The organism is Corynebacterium sp. HMSC062E11 (assembly GCF_001811845.1).
Lineage (GTDB): Bacteria > Actinomycetota > Actinomycetes > Mycobacteriales > Mycobacteriaceae > Corynebacterium > Corynebacterium hesseae.
Window position 1 is genome coordinate 80,372 of record NZ_KV806784.1, and the last position, 12,055, is coordinate 92,426.

Genomic DNA, 12,055 nt, shown 5'->3' on the forward strand with positions numbered 1-12,055 from the left:
GTGGTGCATGTCCCCAAAGAAAAAGCCAACCCGCCCACTATTTAACCGGGTCCGCGTGCTCCGCGTTGAACGGGACATGACGCGCGCACAGCTTGCCGCCGCCATCGGGGTCAACCCCCAAACCATTGGCGCCCTCGAGCGTGGCGACCACTCCCCCAGCCTGGATCTCGCCTTCAATATCTGCGAGGTCTTTGACTTGCCCGTGGAAGCCGTATTCTCCCGGACCGAATTCACCCCCATGTCCTCCGAAATCTACCGAAAGGACTAACTCGCTCATGTCCGCCGTCACCATTCCCGATTCCGTTAAGACCCGCAAGCGCTACATCACCCTGGCCGATCTCTCCTCCTGCCTCATCATCCTGTCCCTCCCCCTGCAGTTCTGGGACTCCTTTACCTCACTCATGGTGGCCTGCCTCGGAACGCTGCTCACCGCGCTGCTGACCGCCCGCCTGCGCGGAGCGATAGGTGCCGCAGACCTGCCCACGACGGAGCTCGATGAGTACCAAATGCAGCAGCACGTCGAAGCCCGCGACGACGGCCTCAAGTTCTCCCTCGCAGCACTCGTCATCTTGCTGCCAGTGACTGGCCTTATCGCCTGGGGTGCCCGAACCATGCCCATCATGGACGGCGTGTTCGTGTCCCAGCTCTACCTCAAGATCATCCTGCTGCTCATGGTGTGGGTGCCATTCTCGGTGGCCCGTTCCCTGGCGGGAAAGATGAACCGCGACGAGCTCATCTCAAAGGAATAAACCTCTTAGCGGAAATCCCGCGAGCCGCGCGAAAGGGCCTCGCCGAAGGCCAGCGGCTCCAGCTGGTCCGCAGCAACCGTGACCGCCCCGGAGGCATTCTGCACGATGCCACGCACGATGAGCGCGGACGCTGTCCGCGCGGTGACTTTATCCCGGGCCCACAGGCCGGGCGAGACCATCACGTTCATCAACCCGGTCTCATCCTCCAGGCCGAAGAAGACCACACCGGCCGCAGTCTGCGGACGCTGGCGGTGCGTGACCACCCCGGCGATGCGCACGCGGGTGCCATCCTCCACGCCCGGCAAATCCGCCGCCGATAGGATGCCGCGGGCCTGCAACTCCCCGCGGACCTGCTCCATCGGCTGCTGGTTGTGGGTCACGCCGGTGCTCGCCACGTCCGCCGCCATGAGCTCAAAAGCGCTCATCCCCGGCAAAGACGGCGCCTCAATCGCAGACAGCCCCGGCAGCATCCCTGCCCGTTCTGTTGCGGCCACGCCCGCCTGCCACAGTGCCTGGCGGCGATCCACCCCAAAGACATCCAAGGCCCCCGCCACAGCGAGGGCCTCCACGTGATCGACGGTGAGGTCGGCGCGGCGGGAGAGATCGGGGACGTCGCCAAACGGCGCGGCCGCCTCAATGCGATCGGCGGCCTTGTTCCCCAATCCCTTGATGAGGTTAAGCCCCAGGCGGATGCGCGCTTGACCGTCCGAGCCCACCACCACGCGCGCCTCGCGGCCCGACTCGTTAACGCTAACCGGCAGCACCTCCACCCCGTGGCGGCGGGCATCCTGAATAAGCGACTGCGGCGAGTAGAAACCCATCGGCTGCGCGCGCAACAGGCCCACGCAAAACTGCGCCGGGCAATAGCGCTTAAACCACGCCGAAAAGTACACCAAGGAGGCAAAAGACTGCGAGTGGGACTCCGGGAAGCCGTAGGCGGCGAAGGCCACGATCTTGGCCCACAACTTGTCCGCCACTTCCCCGACGATCCCGTTGGTTTCCTCCAACCCCTCATAAAAGCGCTGTTTGAGCGCCGCCATCTTGGCTGGCGAGCGCTTCGAGCCCATCGCACGCCGCAAGTCATCAGCCTCCGCGCCGCTGAACCCGGCGGCATCGACCGCAATCTGCATGAGCTGCTCCTGAAAGAGCGGAATTCCCAGCGTCTTGCCCAGGGACTTCTCCAGCACCGGGTGGTCATAGGTCACCGGCTCCTTGCCATCGCGGCGACGCAGGTAGGGATGCACCGACCCACCCTGAATGGGGCCCGGGCGGATGAGCGCGACCTCCACCACGAGGTCGAAGAAGACCCGCGGCTTGAGCCTCGGCAGCGTGCTCAGCTGCGCGCGCGATTCCACCTGGAACACGCCCACCGCATCCGCGCGGCAGAGCATGTCATAGACTTCCGGGTCAGCCAGGTCCAGCTCCCACAGGTTGACCACCCTGCCGGTGCTTTCCTCCACCAAGTCCATCATGTGGTGCAGGGCTTCGAGCATGCCCAGGCCCAGCAGGTCGAACTTCACCAGCCCGGCCGCGGCACAATCATCCTTATCCCACTGCAGCACCGAGCGGTTTTCCATGCGCGCCCATTCCACGGGCACGACATCCGCAATTGGCCGGTCGCACAGCACCATGCCGCCGGAGTGAATGCCCAGGTGGCGCGGCTGCCCTATAAACTGCTCGGCCAAGGATTCGACGTCCGAAGGCGCGGGCGCGATCCCCTTCGACCAGGCATCGGCCGAACCCTGCGGGTAGCCCAACGCGCGGGCAGCATCCCGCAGCGCACCTTTGCGCCGATACGTAATCACGTTCGCCACCTGCGCGGCGCGCTCGCGGCCGTGCTTGGCGTAGACGTACTGAATGACCTCCTCGCGCCGCCCCGATTCAATATCGATGTCGATATCCGGCGGGCCATCGCGGTCCGGGGAGAGGAAGCGCTCAAAGAGCAGGCCCGCGGAAATCGGCTCCGCATTCGTAATCCCCAGCGCGAAGCACACCGCCGAATTCGCCGCCGAGCCGCGCCCCTGGCACAGGATGTTCTCCCGTTTACAAAAGTCCACGAGATCACACACGATGAGGAAGTAACCGGGAAAGCCTAGCTGCTTAACGACGCCCAGCTCATACCGCATCTGCTCCCACGCCCGCTCCCGAAGCTCCTCGGGGCGCGTGGCATAGCGCGCTGCCGCGCGCTCGAAGGTGAGGTGTTCTAGCCAAGACATCTCGGTATGGCCTTCCGGCACGTCGAAATCAGGCAGGTTTGGGGCCAGCGCCTCCCAGGTGAAGCTGCATTCCTCAAGGACGCGGACGGTTTCCGCGATGAGCTCGGGGCGCTCAGGCAGCAAGCGCGCCATCTGTTCCCCGGAGCGCAGCCAGGACGAGCCCATGGGGTGGGAGTTGGGGGAGGCGTCGACAAGCGCGAGGCGTCTAGACAAGGCTTCTTTCGCGCCGGCCAGCCGCGCGTGTTGCCGCGTGGCGGCAGCTGGGCGGGTAGAAGCGATGGCGCGCGGAACCGGCAAGGAATCCAGCAGTAGGTGGTGGTCCGCGTCCTCCGGAAGCTGGGTACAGGCATACTCCAGAACCATGCTGTCTATTTTTATTCCATCGACCAGAAGATCGAAATGCTCCGCCCACTCCCAGCCCACCAAGAACAGGCATTCATCCTGTAGCTGCGCGGCAATCTCCACCAGGGGAGGATAAGACACGGCCCCCTTCTCCCCCGCCTCCATGTGGGCGCGGGCGATGAGCCGAGATAGGCGCCGATAGCCCTCCGGGGTGCGCGCCAAGACCGTCAGCGGGGCCGGGGCGAGACTAAGCTCCGCACCAAAGACGGCGGGCAGACCCACCTTGGCAGCAGCCTCCGCAAATTTCATGAGGCCATAGAATCCATCCCTATCTACCAGCGCAATCCCCCGCAGGCCCAGCTCGACGGCGCGCGCCACGAGCTCCTCCGGCTCGGAGGCGCCATGAAGGAAGCTATATGAGCTCACCGCATGCAGCTCCGCGAAGGGCACGGCGGAATGCCCAGCCTTCGGCTCCTCTGCCGCCCCCGGAAGGTGGTCCACCGGCACCGGGACGGGCCCTGGGCGGCCAGAGAGAATCCTCTCCACCCGGGACCACGGCAGTGCCTCACCCCCATTGAATCTCATAGCCCCACACACTATATTCGAACATGTATTCCAGTCAAGGTTTTCATTGAACAAATACTCGGATAGACAAAGCGGTTCAATCGTTGCTAGTTTTTCGTGCAGTGCATACTCCTGCGGTGATACGACTTGCCGCACAAACCAAGAAGGGACACTAGGAACCCACTATGAGCATCCGTCGCGTACTTGCTGCCACCTCGGCAGCCGTCATCGCTGCAACTGGCCTGGTTGCTTGCTCCTCGGACTCCGCCGAGTCCGAGAACTCCGGTGAGGCCATTACCAAGGACTCCACCATCACCATCGGCACCACCGACGCCAACATGGAAGAGTGGGCCGTATTCCAGGACCTGGCCAAGGAGGCCGGCTTCGATGTCAAGCTGGAAAACTTCGCCGACTACAACACCCCGAACCAGGCTCTGGACCAGGGCAAGCTGACGACCAACAAGTTCCAGCACCTGAAGTTCCTGGCTGAATACAACAAGGGCAACGGCACCGACCTCGTCCCGCTGGCAGCTACCGAGATCTACCCGCTGGCCATCTACTGGAAGGACCACAAGGACCTCGCTGACGTCGAGGGCCAGGAAGTCGCCATCCCGAACGACTCCACCAACCAGGGCCGCGCCATCGGCCTGCTGGTCCAGGAAGGCCTGGTCACCCTCAAGGAGGGCAGCCCGCTGACCCCGACCCCGCTGGACATCGATGAGAAGAAGTCCAAGGTCAAGGTCACCCCGGTGGACGCCGCCCAGACCCCGGCCGCCTACGGCGAGGGCAAGCCTGCCGTTATCAACAACTCCTTCCTCGAGCGCGCCGGCATTGACCCGCAGTCTGCCGTTGCTCAGGATGACCCGGACTCCACCGAGGCCGAGCCTTACATCAACGTCTGGGCCGTGCGTGCCGACGACGCCGATAACGAAACCCTCCACGAGCTGGCCAAGCTGTGGAAGGACCAGAAGGTCACCGACGCGGTCCTGAAGTCCTCCGGCGACACCGCCGTGGCCGTGGACCGCTCCCAGGAGGAGCTCCAGGAGATTCTGGACCGCCTCGAGGAGCAGGTTTAAGCAGCCTTCACTGACTAACTAGCAAAGGACGAATCATGCGCATCCGCCGTCTCGTAGCAGCCGCTGTAGCTAGCCTCGCTGCCGCTACCAGCTTGGTCGCCTGCTCGTCTGCAAGCTCCGATTTCGCCGCTGGTACCGCCGAGGATCCCATCATCATCGGCACCACCGACGCCGAGCTTCCGGAGTGGGGCGTGCTCAAAGAACTCGCTGCTCAAGAAGGCATTGAGATCGAGATGAAGAGCTTTACCGACTACGCCACCCCCAACCAGTCATTGGCTGAGGGGAGCACGGATACCAACAAGTTCCAGCACCTGAAGTTCCTCGCTGAGTACAACGTGGGCAACGGCACGAACCTTGTCCCGGTTGCGTCCACGCAGGTCTACCCCATGCCTTTGTTCTGGAAAGGCCACGACAGCATCGACGGCATCGAGGGGCAGGACATCGCCATTCCGAATGACGCCACGAACCAGGGCCGCGCCATCAACCTGCTGGCAGCCAACGGTTTGCTGAAGCTCAAGGAAGAGGGCAAGCTCACCCCGGATCCCGCCGATATCGACGAGTCCGCTTCCAAGGTGACCATCACCCCGGTCGATGCCTCCCAGACTCCGTCCGCCTTCGGCGAAGGCAAGCCTGCCATCATCACCAACTCCTTCTTCAAGCGCGCTGGTATCAACCCGGCCGACGCCGTGCTTTACGACGACCCGGAAAACCCCAACGCCGACCCGGAGATCCTGTTCGACCCCTACGTCAACGTGTGGGCTGTGCAGGAAAAGGACAAGGACAATGAGAAGGTCAAGAAGCTAGCTGAACTCTACCTCTCTGATGAGGTGAAGGCCGCGGTGCAAGACACCACGGGTGGCACCACCATCTTCGTGGACAAGCCCCAGGCAGAACTCCAAGAGATACTGGACCGCCTAGAAGAGGAAGCCTCCTCTAGCTAAGCGAATCTCCCTCACCCCCGCGCTCACGCTCGTTTGCGTGACCCGGGGGATTTTGCCCGTTACTCCCTGCTTATTCACTACACGGACACGTACAAAGGAAAACCACGTGACTGAACACACTGGCGCCCACCAGGGCACCCGGATTGAATTCCGCAACATCACCAAAGTCTTTAAAAACAAGAAAACCACCACCACCGCACTCGATAATGTCTCCCTGACCGTCGAGCCCGGCGAGATCATCGGCATCATCGGCTTCTCCGGCGCGGGCAAGTCCACGCTGGTGCGCATGATCAACGGCCTCGATAAGCCGACCTCAGGGCAGCTGCTTCTCGACGGCACCGATGTCGTCCCCCTGCCCGAGTCCAAGCTACGCGGCATCCGCCGCAACATCGGCATGATCTTCCAGCAGTTCAACCTCATGTCCTCCCGCACCGCGGCGGGCAACATTGAGTACCCGCTGAAGCTGCAGGGCGTCGAGAAGCAAGAGCGTAAGCAGCGCGTCCAGGAACTGCTGGAATTCGTCGGCCTGGCGGACAAGGGCGATAACTACCCGGAGCAGCTCTCCGGCGGCCAGAAGCAGCGTGTCGGTATCGCCCGCGCCCTGGCGAATAACCCTTCCCTGCTGCTGGCGGATGAAGCCACCTCAGCGCTCGACCCCACCACCACCCATGAGGTTCTTGACCTGCTGCGCAAGGTCAACCGCGATCTCGGCATTACCATCGTGGTCATTACCCACGAGATGGACGTCGTGCGCTCCATCGCAGACAAGGTCGCCGTCATGGAAGGCGGCCACGTTATTGAGTCCGGCAGCGTCTATGAGGTCTTCTCCAATCCCCGAACCAAGGTGGCGGAGAAATTCGTGGCCACCTCGCTGCGCAACACCCCGGACGTCGTCGAGGCCGATGACCTCTTGGCCCACGAGGGCCGCCTGTTCACCATCAACCTGACGGAGAAGTCCGGCTTCTTCGATGCCGCGGGCAAACTCGCGGACGAGGGCGTGTCCATCGCCGTGGTCCACGGCGGTATCACCACCTTGCAAAAGCACTCCTTTGGCAAGATAACCGTCCGCCTCAACGGCCCGGACGCAGCCATCGAAGACTTCTACGCACACATGCAACGCACCACCGAGATTGAGGAGATCCAACGATGAACGTCACCTACCTCGCGCAGGCCAATTGGGACCGACTGGGCAGTACGCTTGTCGACGCCATCAAGGACACCCTCATCATGGTCGCCACGACCCTGGTGCTTGCGGGCATCATCGGCCTCGTGCTGGGCATCCTGCTCTACACCACGCGCCCGGGCGGCATCCTGCAGAACAAGCCCATTCACTTCGTCATCAACATTCTGGTGAACTTCATTCGCCCGATCCCGTTCATCATCCTGCTGGCCTTTGTCCAGCCGCTGACGGTGGCGGTGCTGGGAAGCTCCATCGGCCGTGAACCGGCCACGTTCGTCATGGTCATTGCGGCTACCTTCGCGGTGGCACGCATCGTGGAGCAGAACCTCGTAGCGCTGGATCCGGGCGTGATTGAGGCGGCCCGCGCGATGGGCGCTTCGCCGTGGAAGATCATCACCACGGTCATCATTCCGGAGGCACTGGGCCCGCTGGTGCTGGGCTACACCTTCCTGTTCATCGGCATCGTCGATATGTCCGCGATGGCCGGCTACGTCGGCGGCGGCGGTCTGGGTGACTTCGCCATCGTCTACGGTTACCGCGCCTTCGAGTGGGAGGTCACCGTGGTGGCTACCCTCATCATCATCGTGCTGGTGCAGGCAGCGCAGTTCTTCGGCAACTGGCTTTCGGCCAAGATTATGCGCCGCTAACCGCGCCAACCCCTATCTATACGCTGCGCTTTTCGACGCGACGCGCGACGTAGATTCGAGAGGTCTTCGGTTTGTCTCCGCAGGAGGAGACAACACCGGAGGCCTCTTTTTCTTCCAGCTCCACGTCCCATGCGCGGCCGTCGCGGTGTCGCACAGCGGCAGTACCTGCCGCTGCGGTATCTGTCGCGTCGACGGTGAGATCGCCGTAGTGGAGGGTCTCGGAGGCGTCGAGAAGCTGGCGTGCCACCGCGAGCTCCGCTACCTGGCCCCGGGGCGTGGTGAGGCCGGAACCACGGTTGGCGGGGTAGAAATACTCGCCGTGCAGCGCCTTGCCCACGAGTTCACGGCCGGCCTCCACGTTGAGGCGGCCAAAGGAATATCCCCAGGGCATCAACAGCACTGACGGCGCGAAACGGTGCCCCTTGGTGTGAGAGGTTTCCCACACGGTCTCCTCAAATTCGCACGCCAGGGAGGCGGCAAGCGGGCGGCCCTTGATTGCACAGCAGGCATCGCGCTTGGCGTGGGTGCACACGAGCACCAGCGGCAGGCACGTGCCAGTGGGGTGCTCCAGATCCAAATCGAGGATGTCCTCCGGGCCGTTGAGGACATAATCCTGTACCAACCCCTCGCGTGCCCACACGACGAAACAGCGGAAGTGCCCCGCCCCCCGTTCATGCCCGGCGCGCCCGGGGCGGCGAATGAGTTGCAGGCCCGCCACGCCTTTGAGCTTGGCCTTGAGCTTCGCAGTCAAGCCGGGGTCAAAGGTACGTCCGTCAAGCACGTCGCGAGACCACGCCGTGGGCCACTCAAAAAGGACGTACACAGATTCTTGTTTTGCGGTACCGGCCAGGGGCTCGACCTGGACGTCGGAGCAGAAGGTCATGGCGCCATCTTAACTGGCATCACTTTCTTCACAACAATGTGGTTACGATGCCTAGCTCGATGCATATAATTCCCCGTAGTGCCACTACGCTCGAAACCATGCCGAAACACAGTCTCTTGCGCACAGCCGCCCCAGTGGCCGCACTCGTTGTCTCGGGTGCGCTCGCGCTTCAGGGATGCGCTCCGTCTTCCTCCCCGGACGGCAGCCCCGACGGCCCCACGAAGACTCTCGACGCCACCCTGTCCGGCGCCTCCACCTCCACGGCTACCGTTACTCCCACTGCCCCCTCCCCCGCCGCACCGGCTGGGCTGACCCCGCTAGGCGACGCCAACATGGAGATGAAAACCCTCCGCCCACCGGCCCCCTCGGAGCTGGTGGTGACCGATGTCCGCGTGGGCAAGCACGAAGGTTTTGACCGCGTGGTCTTCGAGTTTGTCGGGGACGGTTCACCGGGCTGGTTCATCGATTACACCGATGCCCCCGCCCAGCAGGGCTCCGGCAACCCGATTGCTTACAAAGGTTCCACCGCGCTCGACGTCAGCATCGACGGCACCGCTTATCCCTTCCAGCTCGACATGGAAGACCCGAACATCGGCACTGTAAAGGGCGCCGGCGGGCTGGTGACCCAGGTGGTCAACGGCGGCACCTTCGAAGCCCGCTCGCAGTTCGTTATCGGGCTTGATGAGCGCCACCCATACTCGGTCCAGGTGCTCAGGGGGCCGACGCGCCTGGTCATCGACATCTTAAATTAAGCCGTTCAGGCATAGGTTGCCTCCACCGACCAGCGCCCGCCTGCCCACACGAGGAGCCAGGCGCGCTGGCCTTTGTCGTTTTCCCCGACGACTTGCAGGCGCGCGCAGCGTTGCGCCGCACCCGCCTCCCACCACCCGGTATCCACGGGCCACGGGCCGGCCCACCCAGTCACCCGGTAGCGGTGCTGGCCCCACCCCAGGCCTGCTGGCTCCCCGGAAAGGAGGGCCTCGGCGGTGACGATGATGTCCTTCGAGGAGACGTCGATAAGCCGAATCCTCGCAGCCGGGTGCGCCAGGCTCGCCGGAAGCGGCGCCGGGATGCGCCCCGGCCACGTGCCCTCCGGCTGCGGGTCGCGCTGCTCGCCATAAGGGACGTACTCGATGCGCTCGGCCACCCCGCGCCCGGCCGCCGGGCGGGGCTGCAGCACGCGGTCCACCCCCAGCTGGGATTGCACGCGCGCGATGACACGCTTGGCCTGCTCGGTGGATTCATCCGCGCCCCACAAAAGCCCGTCCCCCGGCGGGGCGACCTCCACCGGTTCCAACGCCAGCTTGGCGATGCCCCCTCCCTCACCCGGCGCACTCCCAGCCCGCGCAGTACTCAGCCAGCCGTCGAGCTGCCAGCGCACACGATCCGCCGTGGCGGCCTCGCTGAGCGCTTCCTGGGTACGCCAGATCCGCTCCAGGCGCTCACCGCCCTCAAACTCCGCGGCAACGCGCAGGCGCAGGCACACCATGCCGGCCTCCTCGAGAGCCGCGTGGAGGCGAGCCGCCAGCTGACGCGCGGCGAAGGCCGCGGCATCCACGCGCTCCAAGGGCTCCTCGAAGCCCTGCTCCACGCCCAGGTCAGGGCGCGCGAGTTCCGGTGCCACGCGCCGATCCGGCGCAGCCGCGGCCACCGCGTGGCACCGCCGCCCGGCCTCACCGAAACGGGTGGTGACTTGGCGCAGCGGCAGGCTCGCCAGCTCCCCTAAGGTGCGCACACCCAGCTGCTCTAAAGAATGAACCACGTCCGCCGCACAGCCCAGCGCCACTTCCGCGGCCAATACTCCTACCGGCTGCTTAGCCAGAAAGTCGCGCGACCCTCCTACCGGCACCACCGCGCCCAGGTTGCGGTGGCGGGCGGCAATCAGCGCGGTAGCAATCTCGTCCGCGACGCCGACGGTGGCGTCGAGGTGGGATCTGGAGGTGGCGTCGACAAGCATCTCCACCGCCTTTGCCTCACTGCCGTGGAAACGCCCGGCCGCGCCCGCGTCCACGATGACCAGCCCAGGGCGCAGCACCTCCACCGACGAAGCCACCGCGTCCAGGCCCGCGGCAATCTCCGCGAACACCACCCCGTCCCGGTCCGGGTTGGCCTCCTCCACGCGCAGCTCCGGCAGGACGGCTTGGGCTTGGCGCACGCGCATCCCGCGGCGCACTCCCGCCCGGCGCGCCGCCGCGTTGCACACCGCCACGCGGTGCTGGGCGGCGATGACACACGCCGCCCTCTCGGCATCCTGCAGCGCCTGGATGGGCCAATCCGGGAACCACAGCGCCGCGACCCTCACACTGCCTCCAAGTGCGGGCGCGTGTCTGGTCGCTGCCCGCACGTGAGCACTCCACGCCGCGGGCGCATGCTTGCCGACGCCACCCGCACCCCTATATCAACCCCCCGAATCCGCCCGCTGCCCCGGCCCAGGCCATGCACCGCGACGACCTCCGCACCGATCTCCACGGCCGTGCCCGGCAGCCGGGTCCCCACGGTGAGCAGGGCCGCCTGCCCTGCCCGCACCTTCGCCAGCACGGGGCGCGCCCGGGTGGGACTCAGCGCACCTGTCCCCTTGTGCACGACGAGGTCCAGCCCCTCACACAGCACGCTAGTTACCGCCCAGGGCTCCGCGCCCGGGTCGGGCACCGTGATGACCCGGGAGACATCACCATCCTCGGCCACTTGTGCGAGTGATAGATCCGGCCAGCCCACTACCCCGACGTGTCCGCCCACCGCGCTAACATGAGTTATCAGCTCCACCACGAGCGCGGCGCATTCCGCGCAGGCGGTTGCCCGTTTACGCGGCAGACCACCACCCGGGAGCAGCTCAGATAACTTTTCAGGGACGCCAAGAAGTTCCGCATCCGGCTGCACCTGCACCGAATCATCCGGGGTTTCCAGGCGTTGAATCTGGGCGCGTAGAACCGCAATCTGGTCGGCCCGTGAGCCGCCCGCTACGCGAACACCTGTTTGATTCATGGCTCCTATTATGAACCTCTCCCCGGACACGCGCAATTGCGCTGGTAGCGTTAGGCGCCATGAATCCCCTCCGCGCGCACACCACCCCAATCCCCACTCCGCCGTGGGTACGCCTCGGCGCCTCGCTGCTGGCTGGTGCCGCCGTGGCAGCAGGTACCAGCCGCATCCACTTCGGGCTCGCCATGGGGCTCAGCCTGCTCCTCCTCATCGCCGCCTGCGCGCTCGTATTCCTGCACCCCTACCGCGCGGACCTGCGCGATTATGCCCAGCGCCACAACGTCACCATGCTGCCCAACGCCGCACAGCTTATTCCCCTCATGGTGCTGTGGTTGATGGTTATGCTCTCCCCGCTCCTCGCGCTCCCTGCCTGGGGCAGCGCGCTGGTGTGGGTGCTCGTCGCGGGCGCGGCCTTCCTGCTCTTTCCCCACGTCGACGGCTCCCGCAAGCTCGCCTACGCTCCCCCTGCCTAGGCTGC

12 protein-coding genes are annotated in these 12,055 nt (G+C 64.9%); 8 read left to right on the plus strand and 4 right to left on the minus strand.

All coding sequences use genetic code 11. The features are described from left to right. Nucleotides 1-7 precede the first annotated feature (7 nt). Both HMPREF2822_RS04420 and HMPREF2822_RS04425 read left to right on the plus strand, forming a co-directional pair. Nucleotides 8-268 (plus strand): helix-turn-helix transcriptional regulator, encoded by a 261-nt coding sequence (locus HMPREF2822_RS04420; RefSeq protein WP_070521471.1) that lies wholly within the window; start codon nucleotides 8-10, stop codon nucleotides 266-268. Between the two features lie 7 nt (nucleotides 269-275). Then, on the plus strand, nucleotides 276-749 hold the full coding sequence (locus tag HMPREF2822_RS04425) for a hypothetical protein (RefSeq protein ID WP_070521473.1): 474 nt from the start codon (nucleotides 276-278) through the stop codon (nucleotides 747-749). 5 nt (nucleotides 750-754) lie between these two features. On the opposite strand, the gene HMPREF2822_RS04430 is transcribed toward HMPREF2822_RS04425, so the two are convergent. After that, nucleotides 755-3,892 carry an error-prone DNA polymerase gene (locus HMPREF2822_RS04430; protein ID WP_070521476.1) on the minus strand — a complete coding sequence of 1,046 codons (3,138 nt, stop codon included), beginning with the start codon at nucleotides 3,890-3,892 and terminating at the stop codon, nucleotides 755-757. Nucleotides 3,893-4,056: 164 nt separating this feature from the next. Between HMPREF2822_RS04430 and HMPREF2822_RS04435 the strand changes: the two genes are divergently transcribed. The 4 genes from HMPREF2822_RS04435 (at nucleotide 4,057) to HMPREF2822_RS04450 (ending at nucleotide 7,715) form a co-directional block, all read left to right on the plus strand. Next, nucleotides 4,057-4,947: a MetQ/NlpA family ABC transporter substrate-binding protein gene (locus HMPREF2822_RS04435; protein ID WP_070521478.1), complete on the plus strand. Its 891-nt coding sequence runs from the start codon at nucleotides 4,057-4,059 to the stop codon at nucleotides 4,945-4,947. 35 nt (nucleotides 4,948-4,982) lie between these two features. Next, on the plus strand, nucleotides 4,983-5,888 hold the full coding sequence (locus HMPREF2822_RS04440) for a MetQ/NlpA family ABC transporter substrate-binding protein (RefSeq protein WP_070521481.1): 906 nt from the start codon (nucleotides 4,983-4,985) through the stop codon (nucleotides 5,886-5,888). Between the two features lie 106 nt (nucleotides 5,889-5,994). Beyond that, nucleotides 5,995-7,038 carry a methionine ABC transporter ATP-binding protein gene (locus HMPREF2822_RS04445; protein WP_070521484.1) on the plus strand — a complete coding sequence of 348 codons (1,044 nt, stop codon included), beginning with the start codon at nucleotides 5,995-5,997 and terminating at the stop codon, nucleotides 7,036-7,038. Continuing rightward, nucleotides 7,035-7,715 (plus strand): methionine ABC transporter permease, encoded by a 681-nt coding sequence (locus HMPREF2822_RS04450; protein ID WP_070521487.1) that lies wholly within the window; start codon nucleotides 7,035-7,037, stop codon nucleotides 7,713-7,715. Before HMPREF2822_RS04445 ends, HMPREF2822_RS04450 begins: the two co-directional genes overlap by 4 nt. A gap of 16 nt (nucleotides 7,716-7,731) precedes the next feature. Here HMPREF2822_RS04450 and HMPREF2822_RS04455 read toward each other — a convergent pair whose 3' ends face one another. Next, nucleotides 7,732-8,598, minus strand: coding sequence for a sucrase ferredoxin (locus tag HMPREF2822_RS04455; RefSeq protein WP_070521490.1), 867 nt, complete (start codon nucleotides 8,596-8,598; stop codon nucleotides 7,732-7,734). Nucleotides 8,599-8,696: 98 nt separating this feature from the next. On the opposite strand from HMPREF2822_RS04455, the gene HMPREF2822_RS04460 reads away from it, so the two are divergent. Then, nucleotides 8,697-9,350: an AMIN-like domain-containing (lipo)protein gene (locus HMPREF2822_RS04460; protein WP_083306812.1), complete on the plus strand. Its 654-nt coding sequence runs from the start codon at nucleotides 8,697-8,699 to the stop codon at nucleotides 9,348-9,350. Nucleotides 9,351-9,355: 5 nt separating this feature from the next. Here the strand turns inward: HMPREF2822_RS04460 and HMPREF2822_RS04465 are convergent, their stop codons facing one another. Together HMPREF2822_RS04465 and HMPREF2822_RS04470 are read right to left on the minus strand one after the other, a co-directional pair. Beyond that, nucleotides 9,356-10,900, minus strand: coding sequence for a DNA polymerase Y family protein (locus HMPREF2822_RS04465; RefSeq protein ID WP_070521493.1), 1,545 nt, complete (start codon nucleotides 10,898-10,900; stop codon nucleotides 9,356-9,358). Further along, a complete protein-coding gene (locus tag HMPREF2822_RS04470) occupies nucleotides 10,897-11,580 on the minus strand; it encodes a hypothetical protein (protein ID WP_070521496.1) in 684 nt (227 codons plus the stop codon). Before HMPREF2822_RS04470 ends, HMPREF2822_RS04465 begins: the two co-directional genes overlap by 4 nt. Nucleotides 11,581-11,639: 59 nt before the next feature. On the opposite strand from HMPREF2822_RS04470, the gene HMPREF2822_RS04475 reads away from it, so the two are divergent. Next, on the plus strand, nucleotides 11,640-12,050 hold the full coding sequence (locus tag HMPREF2822_RS04475) for a hypothetical protein (protein ID WP_070521499.1): 411 nt from the start codon (nucleotides 11,640-11,642) through the stop codon (nucleotides 12,048-12,050). Nucleotides 12,051-12,055: the final 5 nt, after the last annotated feature.